This is a genomic window from Pseudomonas amygdali (genome assembly GCF_002699855.1).
Lineage (GTDB): Bacteria > Pseudomonadota > Gammaproteobacteria > Pseudomonadales > Pseudomonadaceae > Aquipseudomonas > Aquipseudomonas amygdali.
In genome coordinates this window covers 1-19,791 of the sequence record NZ_LKBW01000274.1, presented here as the reverse complement: position 1 = coordinate 19,791, position 19,791 = coordinate 1, and the positions used below count along the sequence as shown (strand labels likewise).

Annotated in this window: 11 protein-coding genes and 1 pseudogene; 2 read left to right on the top strand and 10 right to left on the bottom strand. The window is 59.9% G+C overall.

Annotated features, from left to right (window positions below):
- Window positions 1-23: 23 nt before the first annotated feature.
- Together AO277_RS18885 and AO277_RS18880 are read right to left on the bottom strand one after the other, a co-directional pair.
- Window positions 24-6,575 (bottom strand): annotated as a pseudogene (locus AO277_RS18885) (Ig-like domain-containing protein).
- Between the two features lie 139 nt (window positions 6,576-6,714).
- Window positions 6,715-7,551 carry a sulfotransferase family protein gene (locus AO277_RS18880; RefSeq protein WP_044318612.1) on the bottom strand — a complete coding sequence of 279 codons (837 nt, stop codon included), beginning with the start codon at window positions 7,549-7,551 and terminating at the stop codon, window positions 6,715-6,717.
- A gap of 379 nt (window positions 7,552-7,930) precedes the next feature.
- Between AO277_RS18880 and AO277_RS18875 the strand changes: the two genes are divergently transcribed.
- Both AO277_RS18875 and AO277_RS18870 read left to right on the top strand, forming a co-directional pair.
- Window positions 7,931-8,521 carry a phage tail protein gene (locus AO277_RS18875; protein WP_002552297.1) on the top strand — a complete coding sequence of 197 codons (591 nt, stop codon included), beginning with the start codon at window positions 7,931-7,933 and terminating at the stop codon, window positions 8,519-8,521.
- A 54-nt stretch (window positions 8,522-8,575) separates the two neighbouring features.
- Window positions 8,576-8,887, top strand: a complete 312-nt coding sequence (locus tag AO277_RS18870) for a DUF6916 family protein (protein ID WP_044318611.1) — start codon at window positions 8,576-8,578, stop codon at window positions 8,885-8,887.
- Here the strand turns inward: AO277_RS18870 and AO277_RS18865 are convergent, their stop codons facing one another.
- The 8 genes from AO277_RS18865 to gcsR form a co-directional block, all read right to left on the bottom strand.
- Window positions 8,888-9,397 carry a GNAT family N-acetyltransferase gene (locus tag AO277_RS18865; RefSeq protein WP_044318610.1) on the bottom strand — a complete coding sequence of 170 codons (510 nt, stop codon included), beginning with the start codon at window positions 9,395-9,397 and terminating at the stop codon, window positions 8,888-8,890.
- A gap of 29 nt (window positions 9,398-9,426) precedes the next feature.
- Window positions 9,427-11,523 (bottom strand): site-2 protease family protein, encoded by a 2,097-nt coding sequence (locus AO277_RS18860; RefSeq protein ID WP_044318609.1) that lies wholly within the window; start codon window positions 11,521-11,523, stop codon window positions 9,427-9,429.
- Window positions 11,523-12,845, bottom strand: coding sequence for an efflux RND transporter periplasmic adaptor subunit (locus AO277_RS18855; protein WP_044318608.1), 1,323 nt, complete (start codon window positions 12,843-12,845; stop codon window positions 11,523-11,525). The genes AO277_RS18860 and AO277_RS18855 overlap by 1 nt, the downstream gene beginning before the upstream one ends.
- Window positions 12,842-13,591: an efflux RND transporter periplasmic adaptor subunit gene (locus AO277_RS18850; protein WP_005756858.1), complete on the bottom strand. Its 750-nt coding sequence runs from the start codon at window positions 13,589-13,591 to the stop codon at window positions 12,842-12,844. The genes AO277_RS18855 and AO277_RS18850 overlap by 4 nt, the downstream gene beginning before the upstream one ends.
- Before the next feature lie 87 nt (window positions 13,592-13,678).
- A complete protein-coding gene (locus AO277_RS18845; protein WP_044318606.1) occupies window positions 13,679-15,796 on the bottom strand; it encodes a putative bifunctional diguanylate cyclase/phosphodiesterase in 2,118 nt (705 codons plus the stop codon).
- 9 nt (window positions 15,797-15,805) lie between these two features.
- Window positions 15,806-16,195 carry a response regulator gene (locus tag AO277_RS18840; protein WP_004655995.1) on the bottom strand — a complete coding sequence of 130 codons (390 nt, stop codon included), beginning with the start codon at window positions 16,193-16,195 and terminating at the stop codon, window positions 15,806-15,808.
- Entirely contained in the window at window positions 16,180-17,910 is a 1,731-nt protein-coding gene (locus tag AO277_RS18835; protein WP_044318605.1) for a PAS domain-containing sensor histidine kinase, read from the bottom strand. Before AO277_RS18835 ends, AO277_RS18840 begins: the two co-directional genes overlap by 16 nt.
- A 171-nt stretch (window positions 17,911-18,081) precedes the next feature.
- Window positions 18,082-19,590, bottom strand: a complete 1,509-nt coding sequence (gcsR, locus tag AO277_RS18830; RefSeq protein ID WP_044318604.1) for a transcriptional regulator GcsR — start codon at window positions 19,588-19,590, stop codon at window positions 18,082-18,084.
- Window positions 19,591-19,791 lie beyond the last annotated feature (201 nt).

Genomic DNA, 19,791 nt, shown 5'->3' with positions numbered 1-19,791 from the left:
ACGACGCATTACCAAACCCTGTTTCAGGCTTGCGCTTCACTCACACCGACTTCCCCTAAAGCCCATGCCAGTGCGCGCAGTTTTTCTTGCTCGTTATCAGTGATCTGTTGCAACTGCTGACCCAGGGTCAGCGCGCCGAAACCGGCCTGGATGCTTTGTGATGAGTCTCGCAGGCCGTTGCTGCCAGCGCTGTTGAAGGCGCCCGTGGTCGAGCTGTCCGTCGCGGATTCGCGGGAAAACAGCGTCGACAGCGTGCTGCTGCCGAACACGCTGCCTTCGCCGCTGTTGAAGCCTGTGAACCCGGAGCCCGGGCCGCCGACACTGCTGGAGTCGAACACCTGGGCAATAAAGCTGGGTGCCAGGGCGCGGTTGGTAATGAAGATATTGCCCACAGGCGGCAGACCACCCCCGGTAGTGCGCTGTTCGAACAACGGCGAGAAGCTCAATGGCGAACCCAGATTGCCGGTTGGCGGACCGAACAGCGCTGGCTGCAGTGGCAGATTGGGTGTGTTGACCAGCGGTGCTGGCGCGTCTATCCGGAACTGCGGGTCTCCGGTCAGCGACGTGGTCGTGATGGCGTAGTTGGGAGACAGCGCGATGCCTGTCCCTGCGTTGCCTGCCCGGTCAGTCACTGTGCTGCTGTCCAGCACAATGAAGTTGCTCGGGTCAGTGACGTTCGCAGTCGGCGTCAGGGTCGCGGTCCAGGTGGCTCCGCCATCGCTGCTGGCCAGGTTGGACAGCGTGCCGTTGGCCACGCTGACATCCGCCAGCGTGAAGTTATTCACCGGCTCGCTGAAGGCAAAAGTCACCAGCGAGGTTTGACCGATGGCCAGGTTCGGATTGGCGACGGTGATGGTCGCTGTCGGGCGCTGAGTATCGATGGCGTAGTTGTTCGAGGCCGTGGTGCCGCTGCCGGTATTGCCCGACGCATTGGTCACGCCAGTGTTATCCAGCGTGATCAGGTTGCTTGCATCGGTCACGTTTGCGTTTGGTGTGAAGGTGGCAGTCCAGGTGATGCCGCCATCGCTGCTGGAAACCGCGCTCAGCGTGCCATTGGCGACACTCAGGTCGGCGTTGCTGAACCCGCTGACCGCCTGACTGAACGTGAACGTGACCAGAGACGTTTCGCCTGCGGACAGTGCATTGTCGGCCACCACGATGGTGGCGGAAGGTCTGGTCGTGTCGACGGTGAAACTTGCCGAACTGATGATGCCGCTGCCCGCGTTGCCCGCCAGGTCGGTGACACCTGCGCTGTTCAGGCTGATCTGCCCGGTGCTGGCATTCACGTTTGCGTTTGGTGTGAAGGTGGCAGTCCAGGTGATGCCGCCGTCATTGCTGCTGACCGTGCTCAGCGTACCGTTCGGTACGTTCAGGTCGCTGTTGTCGAAACCACTGACCGCCTCACTGAAGGTGATAGTGACCAGTGAGGTTTCACCCGCCGAAAGGGCGTTGTCAGCTATTACGATGCTGGCGGTCGGTCGCGTCTGGTCGATGGCGTAGTTATTGGAGAGCGTCAGGCCGCTGCCAGCGTTACCGGCCAGGTCAGTCACGCCGCCATTGTTCAGCGTCACCGAGTTGCTTGCGCTGCTAATGCCTGAGGTTGGGGTTAGCGTTGCCGTCCAGGTAATACCGCCATCGCTGCTGCTGACCGCGCTCAGGGTGCCGTTGGCAATGTTCAGGTCCGCATTGGTGAAACCGCTGACCGCTTCGCTGAAGGTGATCGTTACCAGAGAGGTTTCACCGACGGCCAGCGCATTGTCGGCCACCACAATGGTCGCGGTCGGGCGCAGTGTGTCGATGGCGTAGTTGTTCGAGGACGTGACGCCGCTGCCGGTATTGCCCGAGGCATTGGTGAACCCTGTGTTGTCCAGGGTCACGAGGTTGCTTGCGTCGGTGACATTGGCGTTCGGTGTGAAGGTCGCGGTCCAGGTGATACCGCCGTCGCTACTTCTGACCGCACTCAACGTACCGTTCTCGACCGTCAGGTCGGCGTTGTTGAAACCGCTGACCGCTTCGCTGAAGGTGATGGTGACCAGCGAGGTTTCGCCCACAGACAACGCGCTGTCAGCGACCACAATGGTGGCGGTCGGCTGGATGGTATCGATGCTGTAATTGTTGGAGTTGGTGACGCCGCTACCGATGTTGCCGGCCAGGTCGGCTACGCCGGTGTTGTTCAGCGTGATCAGGTTGGTGCTGTCGGCGACATTGATGGTTGGCGTGAAGGTCGCGGTCCAGGTGATGCCGCCGTCACTGCTGCTGACCGTGCTCAGGGTGCCGTTGGCGATGCTCAGGTCGCTATTGTCGAAACCGCTGACCGCTTCACTGAAGGTGATGGTAACCAGCGAGGTTTCACCGATCGACAGCGCGTTGTCCGCAACCACAATGCTGGCAGTCGGACGCGCCGAGTCGATGGCGTAACTGTTGGAGAAGGTCAGCCCGGTGCCCGCGTTGCCTGCCTGGTCAGTGACGCCAGCGTTGTTCAGGGTCACCAGATTGCTGCTGTTGGTGATGCCTGCGGTCGGAGTAAGCGTTGCCGTCCAGGTAATACCGCCGTCGCTGCTGCTGACTGCGCTCAGGGTGCCGTTGGCAATGTTCAGGTCCGCATTGGTGAAACCGCTTACCGCTTCGCTGAACGTAATCGTTACCAGAGAGGTTTCACCGACGGCCAGCGTATTGTCGGCCACCACAATGGTTGCGGTCGGGCGCTGGGTGTCGATGGCGTAGTTGTTCGAGGATGTGATGCCGCTGCCGGTCACGCCCGAACCATTGGTGAAACCGGTGTTGTCCAGAGTGATCAGGTTGCTTGCGTCGGTCACGTTTGCGGTCGGCGTGAAGGTCGCCGTCCAGGTGATACCGCCGTCACTGCTGCTGACCGCACTCAACGTACCGTTCTCGACCGTCAGGTCGGCATTATTGAAGCCGAGGACCGCTTCGCTGAAGGTGATGGTGACCAGCGAGGTTTAGCCCACAGACAACGCGCTGTCAGCGACCACGACGGTGGCGGTCGGCTGCTGTGTGGCAATGGTGAAATTGCCGGAATCGGTTGTGCCGCTGCCGATATTGCCTGCCAGATCGTTCACGCCGGTATTGTTCAGCGTGATGACGTTAGTGGTATCGGCAACATTGGCATTCGGTGTGTAGGTCGCGGTCCAGGTGACACCACCGTCGCTGCTGCTGACCGTGCTCAGCGTTCCGTTCGGTACGCTCAGGTCAGCGTTGGTAAAGCCGCTCACTGCCTCGCTGAAGGTGATGGTGACCAGCGAGGTTTCACCTGCGGTCAAGGCATTGTCCGACATTGTGATACTCGCAGTCGGGCGTACTGTGTCGATGGCGTAATTGTTGGAACTGATTGTGCCGGTGCCTGCGTTGCCGGAAGCATTGGCAACGCCGCTCGCATCCAGCGTGATCAGGTTGGTGGTGTCGGTTACGTTTGCGGTTGGCGTGAGGGTCGCGGTCCAGGTGACGCCGCCGTCGCTGCTGCTCACCGCGCTCAAGGTGCCATTGGCGACGGTCAGGTCGGCATTGGTGAACCCGGTTACGGCCTCGCTGAAGGTAATCGTCACCAGCGAGGTTTCACCCGCGGAAAGGGCGCTGTCGGCCACAACCACTGTGGCACTCGGGCGCACGGTGTCGATGGTGAAGTTGCCCGAGTTGCTGGTGCCGGACCCGGCATTGCCAGCCAGATCCGTTACACCTGCGTTGCTCAGGGTGATCACGTTGGTGGTGTCGTTGACGTTGTTGTTCGGCGTGTAGGTCGCCGTCCAGGTGATGCCGCCATCGCTGCTGGTGACGGTGCTCAAGGTGCCGTTGGGCACTGTCAGGTCGGCGTTGGTGAAACCACTGACGGCCTCGCTGAAGGTAATCGTCACCAGTGAGGTTTCACCGGCCGTGAGACTGGCGTCTGCCACCAGAATGCTTGCGGTCGGGCGCTGGGTATCGATGGCGTAATTGTTCGAGGTTGTGGTTCCCGAACCCGTGTTGCCCGCCGCATCGGTGACCCCTGTGTTGTCCAGGGTGATCACGTTGGTGCTGTCGGTAATGTTGTTGGTCGGCGTGAATGTCGCGGTCCAGACAATATTGTTGCTGGTGGTCACGGCACTCAGGGTGCCGTTGACGACGGTCAGGTCCGCGTTGGTGAAACCGGACACCGCCTCACTGAAGGTGATGGTCACCTGCGAGGTTTCACCAATGCTCAGGGAGTTGTCGGCCAGCACGATGGTTGCGGTCGGGCGCGACGTGTCGATGGCGTAGTTGTTGGACGTGGCAGTGCCTGAACCGGCGTTTCCGGACAGATCCTGCACGCCTGCCCGGTTCAGGCTGATCTGGTTGGTGGTGCTGGTCAGGTTGGCGGTCGGCGTCAGGGTCGCGGTCCAGGTTTTGCCGCCGTCACTGCTGCTCACAGCGGTCAATGTGCCATTGGCGACCGAGATGTCGGTGTTGTCGAAGCCGGTAACCGCTTCACTGAACGTAAAGGTGACCAGTGATGTTTCACCCGCCGCCAGTGCGGTGTCTGCTACCACGACAGTCACTGTCGGCGGAACGGTATCGGACACTGCGTAGTTGTTGGATGTCACTGTCCCGGTACCGATATTGCCGGCTGAGTCCTGCACCGCCGATAACGGCAGGCTGATTGCATTGGAATTGGCGGAAGTATTGCTGGAGGCCGTAAGAGTGGCTGTCCAGGTAATGTTATTGGTGGTCACCAGGTTGCTCAACGTACCGTTGGGCACGGTGATTTCGGAGATTTCCAGGCCGAAGACCGGCTCACTGAACGTGAAGGTGACCGCCGATGTGCCACCCGAACTCAGCGACGAATTGGCAATCACGATGCTGGTGCCCGTTGGTGCCGTCGTGTCTGAGGTGTAGGTGGCGTTGAGCGTGCCGCCGTCGTTGAAGATATTAGTGACGGCGGTAGGCGAGGAGCCATTGGTGCCGCCGCTGGTCGCTTGTCCGCCAGATCCGCTGCCACCCACGTTGCCAGTCATCGCCGAGTTATTGCTGGAAGTGATGTTGACCGTGCCTTTGTTCCAGATCGCGCCGATGCCACGGCCACCGTTGCCACCAATCGTGCCGCCGCCGCCACCACCACCGCCTGCACCGATGTTGTTGCTGATGGTCGACGTGCCGATGATCGCCAGAGTGCCGGTCGAGGCGTTGTAAATGCCGCCAACTGCCGAGCCGCCTCTGCCCCCATTGGCGTCAAACCCAGAGCCGCCGCCACCCCCACCGATGGTCCGACCTCCGCTGGTCGCGGTGCCGCCTGCGCCGCCGTTGGTGTAACCGACAGGCGTGCCATTCCCTCCTGCGCCGCCTCCTGAGGAGTTACCGCCTTGGCCGGCCAGGTAAGCAGTGCTGAACGATGCCCCGTTGCCGCCGGTATTGGCTGACGGGGCGGTGGATGTATAGGTGCCGGCACTGCCACCCGCAGCACCGTTCTGCCCGCCGATGCCGCCGCCGCCGCCACCACCACCACCCACGTTTGGCGAGTTGACGCCACCGCCACCACCCGCTGCCGAGTTGGCAGTGACGGTGACATTGCGCAGCGTGAGGTTGCCGGCGTTGTTGATTCCGCCGCCCAGTGCATCAGAGGCCGCAATGGTCGCACCACTGCTGGCGCCCGCCGTGCTGGCCACGCCTCGGGTAATGATCACGCCATCAAGTGTGGCTGTGACCCCGGAATTGACCCGGATCACGCTGGTTCTGTTCTGCCCATCGAGGGTGACGTCAGCGACGCCGTCGTTGTTCAGGTCGCCGTCGATGGTGATGTTCTTGCTGACTACCAGCTGGCTTTGCAGCGCGACGGTCATGCCGGTCGAAAAGGTTACGATATCGCCGTTCTGGGCATTGGTCAGCGCGTCACGCAAGCTGCCTGCGCCGGTGTTGCTGGTGGAGGTGACCGTAAACGTTGCCAGCCCCCACTGGTAAGCGTCCATCGACTGTCGCGAAAGGGCGCTGACGCTTTCAATGCTGCCGGTGGCGATTTCCAGATCCCAGTCGCCACCCGCGCCGGTGCGGTTAGTGGACGCAGCAACATCGCGGCCAGTCAGGGTTGCCAGCGAGTCGACAAAGCTCAGGCCGGTGTCGCCCTCGGCGGTGTTGCAGGCGTAGATCAGAATATCGCCACCAACATTCATGTCGTTGCCGATTTCGGCCAGCAGGGCGCTGCGTTGCGCGATGTTGTCCGCGGAAACATAGCTGTTGCCCAGCCAAAGGTCGCCGGAGTTGCCGTGCGCAATGATCTGCACTGAGCTGACGCCCTGATGAGACCCCAGGTAATCGGCAATCTGTTGCAGGCCATCCTTGGTGGCGTCCAGTTCGACCACTTGCGCACCGGGCGCAACGCCCGCCAGCAGGCTGGCCGAATCCTTCACCCGTGAATCGACAAATACGACGGTGGTGCCGGGCACGGCGGCAGGCGTTGCAGCCACGTCCGAAGAGGCTGGCGCTTGCGCATGATGGTCGTTGCTGGCGCTGTTGGCCTGCTCGGCGCTTTTGGCCGATGCGTCGGGCGTGGGCTGGCTGTCCGGCTGGGCCGCTTCAGCAACGGTGGCTGCGACCGCACCGTCGAACAGCATGCGCGGTTCGAGAGACATGATCATGGGGGAAACGGGTGAGGTTGCACTCGAAGGTGCCCGCTTTGCAGTCCGCGATTTTTGTTTATTCCACCACATGTTGCTCACCAGAGATCGAACGTTACGAGTGATAAAACCGCAGTCAGTTAACGGCGGCGTCTGATTTCATGCGGATGACATTGGCTGCGCTGGCAGACCCGTCATTCCAGAACGACAACTTTGAATACTGCTCGAACAGGTCGGGCGGCAGGATGGTGGGCCTTTGCTCCAGCGCAACGCGCGGCTTGACCTTGTGCAAGCCTGATACGCCCAGCGCATCGTCGAACTGCGGGGCGTCATAGGCGAGGTTGTTGAAGTTGTGTTCAAACCACGGTTCTTCGATGAAGTCGTAGACCAGCCGTATGACCCGTTCCGGGGCCTGGGACAGCAGTTCGTAATCGATCAACAGAATCGAGTCGGCATGCTCGCCGTAATAGGCTTCCTTGAGCGATGCCCAGGCAAAGCCCACCAGACGATTGCGCTGCGCCAGCGTCTCGACCCGGCTGTAGACCGTATTGCGTTCCACGTCATCGTTGAACAGCTTGGTGTTTTCAAAAGGGTTGGCGCGGTACAAACGTTCGATACTGTCCATGACCCAGGCGACGTTACGCACGCAGGCAATCACTTTGCTTTGCGGGAACAGGTCCATGAGCGCGGGCAGGCGTGAACACCAGCCACGGTTTGTATCGAACACCACGTCTTTAGCGGCCTTGTCGGCGTAGTAGGACTCGAAAACACCGCGCAACAAGCGACGACGCACATCGGTGTTGATCACTGAGGAGAATTCACTGCCAGCGCTGCACTGGCCAAGAATACTGGAGAAAAGAGAGCCAACCGGGCTGCTCATACCCGCATGAAAGCGCGGGTTTTGCAGGAGAATGGCTGATAGCAGGGTGGAGCCCGATCGTGGCAAACCTGCAATGAAGTGGAATTTTTGCATCCATGCGCCCCGGAAAAACAACTGTTTATACGAGTGTGTGAACTACGTAACAAAGTGCATTCATATGCCAGTAGTTCGACAGGAGCCAGCATGTCTTGAGGGATGGGAACGTTAAAAAAACTGATGTGGCGTTCTCCCTCCCGGTTTTATTAGGGTTTTTCCGGTGAAAGAATGATGAGTATCAGATGAACGGTAGTGAACTTTCCGGCAATGACTGTTGAGTGTCACTGGATGTACAACGGATAACGGTCATTTGCAAAAACATTTACACCCTGAAAACTGCGTCTACGCTTCTATCCTGCCACCTGCCACCTGCCACCTGTGGACCGTGCCCCGGTGGATCGAAGTTTCCCATGACATAGAAGAAGGATGAGGGTGTATGGAAGTTTTTATGGGTTCGATCATGACGTTTGGCTTTCCGTTTGCGCCTGCTGGCTGGATGCAATGCAATGGACAAACATTGAACATCAGTCAGTACAACGCCTTGTACGCACTATTGGGCGTCATTTATGGAGGGAATCCCTCGCAGAACTTCATGTTGCCCAATCTTCAAGGCCGGGTGCCGATAAATCAGGGGACCGGGGTCAACCTCACCAACCGGGTGATCGGCTCTGTATCGGGTGTTGAGAAGGTCACTGTGGCCATCGCCAACATGCCTGCACACGTGCACCAGATGAGCACGCTGACCGCAAACACCACCATCACATTGGCCAACCCGGCAGTGACCGGGGCGACCATCGCGCCCACCACAGACAATGCGTTCATAGGCGCTTCCACTAGCGGACCGACCTCCGCCAATATCTTTTCGCCCAATGCAGGCACCGCACCTGTCGTGCAGAAGGGCGTCAGTACCGCCATCACCGGAACCATGCAGCCCGTCGGAGGCAGCCTGCCTATCGACAGCATGAACCCGTTCCTGGTGGTGAACTTCAGTATCGCCCTGCAGGGTCTTTTCCCTACCAGGGACTGATCTGACACGAGTCCAGGGACGGGCTCTTCCCACTCATTTCACTGGAGATGCGTCATGCTGCAAGACGTTACCGTTGAACACTTCCAGAGCCTGCTGGGTAATACCTGCCAGTTGCAAATGAGCGACGGCAGCCAGTTGCCTGTGCATGTCGCCTCAGTGGCCGAAAAACCGCAGGCACGAGCCGCCCGGCAACAGCGTATGCCGTTCAACGTTTTACTTGAGTCACTTGAGCCCAGCGAGTTTGTCGATGGGGCCTGTGCTATCGAACTGCCGGAACTGGGCCTGCTACATAACGTGTTCGTCTCTCGTGTTCCCGCCATGGGCCGCGACGACAACCTGGCCTACTACTGCATAAGCTTCAACTGATCAAAAGGCAGCGGTCTGGCCTGGATACCAGATCAGTCTCGCCGCTGCCACATCCTGCTCTTCAACCTGAAACCCCAGCGCCAGATATTGCTGGCGAGCATGCGGGTTGTTGGCCCAGACCACTGTTGCCACCGGGCAGCGGATCTGTTCGGCGGCTTGCTGCACACCCTGCAAAACCTTGCGCCCGTAGCCCTTGCCGCGCGCTGCCGGAATGAACGCCAGATACAGCACGCGTATCTCGTTGTGGCCGAAATCGGTGACCAGCGCGCCGATGGGCGTGCCGAGCTTTTCAACCACGTAGCGCATGGCGTTGGGGAAGTTTTCTCCCTGCCCTAGATCCTGCACACGAAACTGCTGGGCGATAACGTCTTCAACCTGATCGCGTTCGCCGTCGATCAATTGCAGATCGGGACGCGCCGAGTGGTAGAGCATCTGCAGAAAGGCGCTGTCGGTTTCTCTCGATGGCCGCACCACCAGCCCATCGATATTGGTGAAAGGTTTTTTTGTCATGTCTGCTGTCCTCTGTCCATGTGTCAGCTTCAGAACCCGCTTTCTCTTACTCCCAGGGCGGCAAGCCTGCGCCAGGTTGCGCCCAACAGGGATTCACTGCGGCCGTCCAGCACCGCTACGCCACGCAACGGCTGGGACGGTGCAGCGCTGTTGTCGACCAGTTTCAGGCGTACACCATACTGGCCCTGTACCGGTTCGGCGCGCTGATTTTCGTCGCGCCGCACGGCAATCGGTCCGTGGTGATCGGAACTCAACGCTTCTTGATCCAGCCACGCCACGCCGTTGGCATCGACTTCCTGAAGCTCCACGAGCAGCGACTCACGCATCGGATCATCGGCAATAAAGCGTCCGCGATCACCAGGTGCGATACGCCACAGCGTGTTCTCGGCCACGTAACCGCGAATTCGCGTGCCTTCCTCGACAATCCTCAACAGCGGGTCTCTGGTTGAAACCCAGCGACCTTCGCTCAACTGGGGCAGCAGGTCGCGCACCTGCCCGGCCTTGGGAGCGCGTAACAGCAGACGTTCGCGTCGTGCAGCCAGGCCGCGATACTCGGCAACGGCTTCGGCCAGACGCTGTTCGAGAATCCCTGCATCGGCGGCGGTCTCGCTACGGCCCGCCTGACGGCGCATCTGCAACTGCAAAATGTTGATTTCACGGCGCACGATACTTTGCCGCGAGTCGATATCCGGGGATTCCAGTTCCATCAGCACGGCGCCTTGTTCGACCTTCTGGCCGTCGTGCACATTGACCTGCCTGACTCTGGCAGCGGCCGGGGCGTGAATGGCCGTCACGCTTTCGGCTTCCAGCATCACCGGCAACTCGACACTGCTGTGCCACGGCACGATGAGCAACAAGAGCAGTGCCAGCAAGCCTGTCGCACTGAGCAGCACACGGGGTGCGTACGCCTGTTCGCGGTGTGACCACCAGTGGCGACATTCCTTGAGAATCGGCAGGAAAATGAACCAGCCCAGCTCCACCAGCATCAGGAAAATCCCCAGCAACTTGAAAAACAGATGGTAGACCGCCAGCGCGATACCGAAAAACAGTGCTGCACGCCACAACCAGGACAGATACCCCCACCACAGCAGACGACGCTGCATGGCCGCTGACCACGGCTCCGGTGCGGGAAGGCCGTAGCCGAACAGCGCCTCGCGCAGTCGCCAGCGACACAGGGCGAAAGCTCGGCCCTGAAGATTGTCGACTTGCCAAAAATCGCTGATCAGAAAGTAACCATCAAAGCGCATGAACGGATTGAGGTTGACCACCACTGTGGTCAGCCACGTCGCGCTGGCGAGCATGAATGCTGCGGTGCGCGCCGGCCCGTCGGGCAGCAGTGACCAGGCCAGCAAGGCGATACAGGCCAGCAGCATTTCCGCCAGCACGCCGCCTGCGCCGATCAGCAGGCGGGCACGTCGATCATTGACCCGCCAGGCGTCGCTGACATCGGTATAGAACAGAGGCAACAGGACCATGAACGCCACGCCCATGCTCTGCACTCGGCATCCGGCCCGCTTGGCCATGAAGGCATGGCCGAACTCATGGCAGAGTTTGGCGAAAAACAGCGCTATACCGAATGCCAGCGCGCCACCCAGGCTGAATAGGTGGGGAAAGGTCCCGATGAAGCGTTGCCAGTCCCGGGCTACCAGAAAAATTCCCAGCCCCAGCGTGAGCGGCAGCCCGTAGCGCAGTAATCCTGAGCCATAGCGCGCCAGCCACGGCCAGACGCGGTTTAGAAATGCGTCAGGACGCCAGAGCGGAATCCGGAAGAACAGATATTGATGCAAGAGCATCTGCCACAGCCCATGACGTGCCGCTGCGGCCTTGTAGGCGTAACTGGCACGCTGCTCCGGATCGCGCGCTGCGATCAGGTCATGGCCGCGCAAGAAACGCAGCAACTCGTCAATCTCGGTGTCGCCCAACGGCAGGCCCGGCTCGCGGTTGGCCGCTTGCAGCACCTGTGAAGCATCACCCAGCGCCCAATGACGCAACAGGCGAATGGCCTGGCTGCCAAGCTTGAAATAGCGACCGCGCACCGGGTCGGCCAAGGTCCAGCGTGGCGAACCGTCAAGGGCTGGGGCGGCAGGTGTAAGCTGCAAATCTGCACGCAGGTTGGGCAGGTTCATTACAGGCCTACACTTTGACGCAGGCCGGCAAGAGGGCGACGCAGCAGGTACAGCGCCAGTGGAGCACGGTCGCCGAATACCTTGGCTGTGCCACGCAGCCCGATCCGGGGTGGCGGCGAATCGAGAAAGCTGGCATCCAGACGATACGCCAGCTGCCCGCCGGGAGTGGGCTGGGCCTCATAGGCTGCTCGCTCAAGGCGGGCGGCATGCCGTTGCAGCGGGTCGCTGTCCAGAAACAATGCGATTTCGGCATCCGGTTGCAGGGCGATGGCGTCGCCAACTGCCAGCTCGATGCGCAGCTCGGCCTGAGTCGGGTCGGCAATTTCCAGCAGACGCTCGCCGGTCTGCACCGGCTTGCCGAGCCAGCGCTGGGCATCGGCAAATACCGCGATACCGTCGCGTTCGGCGCGCACTTCACTGCGTTTAAGCAGTTCACGGGCATAATCGCGCTCGGCACGCTTCTGCTCGACACGGGCCGCCAGCAGGTCGATTCGTGAACTGGATTCGGCATCGGCGAAAGAGCGCTGCGAGTTGGCTTTCAGTTCCGCTTCGGCAACGCCCAGTGCCCGTTCGGCTACATCAGCCTGAGCCTTGAGGGTCGTGTTCTCGAAACGCAGCAGCAGGTCCCCGGTCTTGACGACCTGATTGGGCTTGACCAGAAACTCGGCCACCACGCCATCCAGCGGCGCAGCCACCACGCGTCCGCCCAGCGGTACGACTTCGGCGGGTGCCAGTACCGACTGACGCACCGGAATCAGCAGGCACAACAGCGCCAGCATCACTAGTAAGGCCTGGCGCTTGCGGTTGAAGCGCAGGCGCCACGGTTTTCCGGGCTGCAAGGCGAGCCACGCGTGGCTGCAGGTATCGCCCAGTTGCGCCAGCAGGATTTGCTCTGCGGGTGTCCACGGCGTGTTGCGGGCCAGCCACAGGCCGCCAAACACCTCACCTTTACGGTCTTGCAGCGGCAGCCAGAAAACATGCGGTGCCGAGAGGCTGTTCCAGTCATCGCGTACCGATGCGCTGAGTGAACCCATGTGCACGACGCGCGCCGGTTTGACCTGCTCCAGTTTCAGCAACTGGCCGACGGCATGTTCGACAAAGGCCACGAACGGCGCATTGGGTTCGATGATGCTGACTCCCGTCACTGAGCGCACCTTGCCGGCGATCACCAGCGCTGCGTGGCGATAGCCGAACAACCCCTGGCTGTCGTTGACCAGGCTGTACGCCAGTTGATCTATCGCAGGTGCGGCGCGGGTCAGCCGTTCAAGGTCGAGAAACTGCGCGAAAACCCGTTCAACCGCGCCGGATGCGGGGGCGTTCACTTGAGCTCCGCAAAATGTGCAGTACCGCTCATGCCTCCCAGCAGGCCCTCCGCTTTGGGCAGGCTGGCGATCAGCAGCAATGTCTGGCTGCCTTCATCGATACGCGCACCGAGGCGCTTGACGGTGGCGGTCAGCGGCTGACCGGTCTCGTCGGGAACGAAGCTGAAGGTTTGTCCGGGCTTGAGTCTGCTCATCCAGCGCGAGGGCACCAGCAGGTGAATTTCCAGCGTGCGGTTGTCGACGATTTCGAGCATCGGCGTACCGGCTGCGACACTCTCGTAACGTTTCACCTTGCGCTCGACGACTTGCCCGTCGTAGGGCGCAACCACGCTGCAGCGCTTGATCTGTACCTGATAGACGCCAGACTGCGCCTGAGTTTCGGAAAGCTTCGCCTCGGCACGTGCCACCTCGAAACGACCCACCGAGTTGAGCGCCGCCAGTTGTCGGTTGTGCGCCAGTTCCTCGCTGGCACCACGGCTGGCTGCCTGCGCGGCATTGAGCTGAGCCTGGTAGGCCGAACAGTCGAAGCGGGCGAGGGTATCGCCTTTGTTGAAAGACTCGCCTTCCTGGAAAGGCAGGTCAGTAATACGGCCGGACAACTCGCTGGCGAGGACAGCCTGATTGGTTGCGCGCAATACGCCCCGCGCTTCGCTGGACGAGGTGGGTGTACTGGCTGCTGCGTTGTCCTCGATCAGTCCGGCATCGCTCGGCGTTTGCGCCTGAGCCAGACCCGCCACACTTAGCATCCCTAAAAGTACAGCTGGCAAACACCGCATGCAGCGAACTCCTTCAAAAATGGCATGATCGGCAGCTCCTGTGCCGACTATGCTGTGTCACCCGACGCGGCTTGCCGGTGATCGAAGAAAGACCTCGAACTCTCCAAGTGGCAGCGGCTTGCTGATCAGGTAACCCTGGATTTGATCGCAATGGTTTTCACGCAGAAACGCCAGTTGCTCGGGTGTTTCCACACCTTCGGCGATAACCTTCAGGTCGAGGCTGTGAGCCAGTTCAATGATGGCTCTGGCAATGGCCGCGTCCTGTGGGTTGCTGGTCACTTCGCGAATGAATGCGATATCGATTTTAAGCTTGTCGATAGGGAATCGGCGCAAGTAGGCCAGACTTGAATAGCCGGTGCCGAAATCGTCGATGGAAATACTCACGCCATTGGCGCGTAGCGCACCCAGGGTAGCGATGGTGTGAGAGGTGTTTTCCATCAACGAGCTTTCCGTCAGTTCGACCTCCAGCCACTGCGGCGCAACCTTGTGTTTCTCAAGTGCCTGACGAATGTCGGCCACCAGACTGCTGCTGGAAATCTGCTGCCCGGAGATGTTGACTGCCACCTGAAAAGAGCCCAGCCCGGAAGGTTGCCAGCGCGCAATCTGCGCGCAAACGCTGTCGACGACCCAGTTGCCGACTTCACCGATCAACCCCAGACTTTCCAGCACCGGAACGAATACGGCGGGCGAAATGCCTGACTGACCAGGGCGCGGCCAGCGCAGCAAGGCTTCAAGCCCGCATACCTGGTTTTCAGCCAGGTTGAGTTTAGGCTGGTAGACAATCTCGAACGCCTGTTTTTGCACGGCGTCACGCAAGGCCGCTTCGAGGTCCAGGCGTGCCGAGACGTCAGCGTTCATCTGCGTGGTATAGAACCGATAGGTGTCCGGGCCTATTTTTTTAGCACTGTTCATTGCGGTGTAGGCGTGTTTGATCAGCTCGCGAGAGTCTTCGCCGTCCTCCGGATAAAGTGCGATGCCGATACTGGCGGTCATGACGATACTCTGGCCTTCCAACTGAAAAGGCACGCGCAATGCGTTGCGAATGCGGTCCAGTGTCTTGCGGGTATCGGCCTGGCCGTCACGAAGCATCAGAATCAGTGCAAACTGATCGCCATCCACACGGCCAAGGGTGTCGCTGGCGTTGAGGCACTCCGACAGGCGGTGGCTGACTTCCAGCAGCACCTCGTCGCCCAGTACATGCCCCCAGGTTTCGTTGATGTTCTTGAAGCCATCCAGATTCACCGTCAGTGCCGCCAGCTTCCAGCGGCTGATGGCCGCCTGGGTCACGCCCATTTGCAGGCTGGTAAAAAACAGGTCCCGATTGGGCAGGCCGGTCAGTGCGTCGTAGTGGGCCATGGTCAGCAGGCGCTGATCGCTTTCCTTGCGCCGGGTGATGTCGCGGACGATGCCGACGATGACCCAGTCCTCGCCGGTACGATAGGCCTGGCGATGGATCTCTACCTCGACATCGCGTCCGCTCTTGTCGCGAATCTGGGTTTCCAGTGGTTCGCTGGGGCCTTTGCCGGCGATGATCTGGTCGTACACGACCTCAAGCTGCTCCATGGACGTTTCGCCCAGTTCGGCAGGCGTCTTGTGTGAAAGCTCCTCGGCGGTGTAGCCGAGCAATTGGCAGGCGCGGCGGTTGAATTCGATCAGGCTCATGGTGTTGCGGTTGATCAGGAAAATCGCGTCTTCGGAAGCGTCCATCACCGTGCGAAAGCGCTCGAGATCAATGGTGCGCTGCTGCAACTGGTCTTCGAGGATCAGGCTGTGGTTTTTCAGGTAGTCGCCAAACGCCTTGAGGCGCAGCAGGTTACGCACACGTAACCATAGCTCGGCGCTGTCCACCGGTTTGTTGAGGTATTCCTCGGCACCGGCTTCCAGCCCTGACAAACGCGCACTTTGCTCGTCGAGTGCCGAGAGCATGATGATCGGTATATTGGCGGTGCTCTTGCTGGCCTTGAGCTGACTGGCGACTTCGTAACCGTCCATGCCCGGCATCATGATGTCCAGCAGGATCAGGTCAGGCGCTTGTAGTTCGACCATGGCCAGCCCCAGCTCGCCCGATTCCGCAGTCAGCGTCCGATAACCCTGATTCTGCAGCAGAACCTCCAGCAGGTCCCGGACATGGACATCGTCATCGATAATCAGGATGGTTGCGGCGCTCTGGGTCATATCGAATGCTCAGGTAATTGGCTGTTGAGGCAGTTTTTTTTCCAGCAGGGTGTCAATAACCCGGTACAGCTCCTTGTAGCGCAATGGTTTGATGATGTAAGCGTTGCAGCCCGCCAGACGGATCTTTTCCTTGTCTTCCTTCATGGCCATTGCGGTCAAGGCGACCACCGGGATCGCGGCTGTGCCGGCGTCTTTCTTCAACAGCGCGGTGGCACTCAGGCCGTCCATTTCCGGCAGGTGAATATCCATCAGAATCAGGTCGGGCTGACGCTCACGGGCCAGTTTCAGGCCTGTTTCAGCATCGACTGCCGACAGTACGCTGTGACCGGCGCTGGTCAATAACAGCTCCGTCAGGCGCATATTCGCCGCATTGTCTTCAATGATCAGGATCTGGGCCATCGTGCCTCCTCGCATTCAGGCGGGCGGATGGGCAGCCAGACCACAAAGCGTGCGCCGAGGTCCTTGACGCTTGCGACTGCGACGCAGCCGCCATGCAGTTCGGTCAGCTGCTTGACCATCGCCAGGCCCAGTCCGGTGCCCTCGAATTTGCGTGCCAGACCACTGTCGATCTGACTGAAGGCTTTGAACAGTTTGTTCATATCGCTTTGGGCGATACCGATTCCTGTGTCGCTTACGCTCAGTTCCAGAAACTGCTCGTAGTCACCGGAAGGCAATGGAAACGTGTGTGCTGGCCAGTCACCCTCGATGACGCCTGCCCGGGCAAATGACACTTGGCGCACTGCCAGCGTCACCCAGCCGCCGGGTTCGCTGAATTTCACTGCGTTGGCCAGCAAATTGTAGACAATCTGCTTGGTCTTGCGCCGATCCAGCTCAAGCAGACCGAAGTCGGCTTCGGTTTCCAGTTTCAACTGGATGCGTTGCAGGGCGGCTTGCTCGCGAACGATCAGCAGGCTGTTGCTCAGCAATTCGTCCAGATCGACCGGTTCAAGCTCCAGCGTCATCATTCCGGCTTCGACCTTGGACAGGTCGAGAATGTCGTTAATCAGCGAGAGCAGATGCTGGCCGCTGTTGAAGATATCGCCGATGTACCGTCGCTGGGCATCGGTCATGTTGCCGACCATACCGTCCTTGAGCGCCTCGGAAAAACCGATGACGGCGTTCAGCGGTGTGCGCAACTCGTGGGACATGGTGGCAAGGAACTCGGACTTCATATGGCTGGCGTGTTCCAGCTCGACGTTTTTTTCTTCCAGCGTGCGTTCGAAGCGCTTGCGCTCGGTCACGTCCCGGGCGGCAGCGAAGACACCCTTGAGCTTGCGGTCCCGGTCATGAAAAGTCGCAGCGTTGTAGGACACCACGGTTTCGGTGCCGTCGTAGGCACGCACGGTGAGTTCGTAGTCGCTGACCTTATGTTCGCTGAGCACGCGTTTGATCGCGGCATCTGCACTCGCCGGGTCTGTGAAGAAGTTTTTGCAGGGCGCGCCGATCAACTCATCACGGGTGCGCCCGGTCAGCGCCATCATCTGCTTGTTGACGTCGGAAATGATGCCTTGCGGGTCGGTCATCATCAGCGCGTCGATGTTCGATTCGATCAGCGAGCGGGTGTAGAACTGCTGGTCACGCAACCGCTGATCCAGTAGAGCTTGGGCTTCCTCTTCCTGCTTGCGCGCGGCGTTGTCGGTGCCGATCAGTAGATAACCAATGATGGTTTCGGCGCTGTCTCGCAGTGAAGTGACCGACACCATGGCCGACAAGCGGCTGCCGTCCTTGCGGATGTAGGTCAATTCGTAGATGTCTTCGATGCCACGCGAAGCCTTGAATACCAGTGCCTCAAAGCCCGGCGTGATGGGCGTGTTCAGTTCATGGCTGAGCGCTGCCGCGCGGATGATCAGCTCGGCGGGGTCGGAGATATCTGCCGGCGTGATTTTGTCGACCACATCTTCGGAGTGGTAACCGAGCATGCGTTCGGCACCCACGTTGAATATCTGGATGACGCCGTGTTCGTCGGTCGCGATGCTGGAGAAGTAGGCGCTGTTGAAAATCGCGTCCTGCAGCGCGCCGGTTTTGAGCAGGATTTTCTGACGGCGAGATTCGACGATTTTTTCAGCACGAGACTGAGAGTCGGCAAGCGGGCGGTCTGCTGGCGGGGTTGACATATCACTTCCCGGTACTACCTGACCTTTCTGCCATTACGGCCGTAATCACACTTACGGACATCCACTCAAATGGATGATAAGAGGTTTGTGGACCATACCAGATCAGTATCGGCAGATTAGTTATTAAATGAATCTTTTCGGAATATATTTTCGATAAATGGCGTCAATAGATTAGCGCTTGCCCGGTATTCCATATTTTCGCAGTCGATGAGCGATGGCGGTGTGCGATGTATGCAGACGCGCGGCCAACTGACGGGTAGATGGGTAGTCTGCGTAGAGTTTTTCCAGCAGATTTCTTTCAAATGCCTCGACGGCATGTTCGAGGCTGTCCACGGGGCTGTCGTGCGGATGCGCAACTGCAGTGCCTGCGATATCCAGATCGCCTATATCCACTTGAGTGTGTTCGCAGATGGCGGCAGCACGGAAAATCACGTTCTGCAATTGACGAACATTGCCCGGCCAGCGATTGCCCAGCAGAGCAGGGTAGGTGCCGTGCGCAAGCCTGCACACTGGACGCTGAATCTGCGCGCAGGCCTGTTCCATGAAGTAGCGGGCCAGCAGCAGAATGTCCTGCCCGCGTTCGCGCAGCGGCGGTACCTCGAGATTGAGGACGTTGAGGCGGTAGAAAAGGTCTTCACGGAAAGTGCCTTCGCTGACCATTTTTTCCAGATCGCGGTGGGTAGCGCTGAGGATACGCACATTGACCCTGACCTCCCGGTCTCCACCGACACGCCGGAAGCTGCCATCGTTGAGAAAGCGCAGCAGTTTGGCTTGCAGATAAGGCGACATTTCGCCGATTTCATCAAGAAACACGGTGCCCTGATTGGCCAGTTCCATCAGCCCCGGCTTGCCACCGCGCTGGGCACCGGTGAAGGCGCCCGGGGCATAACCGAACAGTTCGCTTTCAGTCAGGTTTTCCGGCAGCGCCGCGCAGTTCAGTGCCAGGAATGGCTCGCCGTGACGCGCGCTGCTGGCGTGGCAAGCCCGCGCTACCAGTTCTTTACCGGTGCCGGTCTCACCTTGAATCAGCAACGGTGCATCCAGCGCCGCCACACGTTGCGCGCGCGCCTTGAGGGTGCGGATTGCGGCTGACTCGCCGAGCAGCGCATCGAAACCTTCGGCGTGATCGTGATGCAGCGCCGACAGGCGCTCACCGATACGGCTGGGCAGGTACAGGGTAATCAGCGCACCCGCCTCGGTGATCGGGGTGGCATCCAGCAACAGCGCTTCACCGTTGAGGGTGATTTCGCGCAGTGGCAGTCGAAAGCTGTTTTCCAGCAATGCTGCTTGCAGACCGGGGTCGGCGAACAGTTCAGCAATGGGTTCGCCCGCAGGTTCCCGGCCGATCAGTGCGATCAACGCGGGATTGGCCAGCAGCACATGCCCGGCGCTGTCCAGTGCCAGTACCGGGTCGGTCATGGCGGCGAGCAGCGCGTCCAGTTGCAGATGGCGGCGCTGACCCGGCAGGATGTCGACCACAGTGATTACTTCTACCCCACGAACCCGAAACAGCGCGTCCTTGAGTTCTTCGAGCATCTGGTGGCTGAGGGTCGGCGCGTCGATATAGACATTGGGCGGTACCATCTCCACGGCATCCAGATTCAGATTGCGTCCACCCAGGATCGCCAGCACTTCCTGGGTGATACCGACGCGGTCGATGAAGCTGACATGGATGCGCATGAGGCGTTGACGGTTCGCGGATTAGAAGGCGGCAAGTATGCCTTGTAGCGGCAGGTTTGGTGAAATCCGGTGGTGGGCATGAGCACGATAGTGTTCTCCCGGGCAACTATCGTTCCTCACGCTCTGGTATGACCCCCGAAGGTTGGACGCAACCTTTGGAGGCGTCATGGGTAAATATACAGTGCAGGCAAAACTCGCAGC

Bases quoted from the DNA above. Each gene is read 5' to 3' on its own strand.
- AO277_RS18835 (WP_044318605.1), bottom strand. From the start codon at position 17,910: ATGTCAACCCCGCCAGCAGACCGCCCGCTTGCCGACTCTCAGTCTCGT.
- AO277_RS18875 (WP_002552297.1), top strand. From the start codon at position 7,931: ATGGAAGTTTTTATGGGTTCGATCATGACGTTTGGCTTTCCGTTTGCG.
- AO277_RS18870 (WP_044318611.1), top strand. From the start codon at position 8,576: ATGCTGCAAGACGTTACCGTTGAACACTTCCAGAGCCTGCTGGGTAAT.
- AO277_RS18845 (WP_044318606.1), bottom strand. From the start codon at position 15,796: ATGACCCAGAGCGCCGCAACCATCCTGATTATCGATGACGATGTCCAT.
- gcsR (WP_044318604.1), bottom strand. From the start codon at position 19,590: ATGCGCATCCATGTCAGCTTCATCGACCGCGTCGGTATCACCCAGGAA.
- AO277_RS18880 (WP_044318612.1), bottom strand. From the start codon at position 7,551: ATGCAAAAATTCCACTTCATTGCAGGTTTGCCACGATCGGGCTCCACC.
- AO277_RS18860 (WP_044318609.1), bottom strand. From the start codon at position 11,523: ATGAACCTGCCCAACCTGCGTGCAGATTTGCAGCTTACACCTGCCGCC.
- AO277_RS18840 (WP_004655995.1), bottom strand. From the start codon at position 16,195: ATGGCCCAGATCCTGATCATTGAAGACAATGCGGCGAATATGCGCCTG.
- AO277_RS18850 (WP_005756858.1), bottom strand. From the start codon at position 13,591: ATGCTAAGTGTGGCGGGTCTGGCTCAGGCGCAAACGCCGAGCGATGCC.
- AO277_RS18865 (WP_044318610.1), bottom strand. From the start codon at position 9,397: ATGACAAAAAAACCTTTCACCAATATCGATGGGCTGGTGGTGCGGCCA.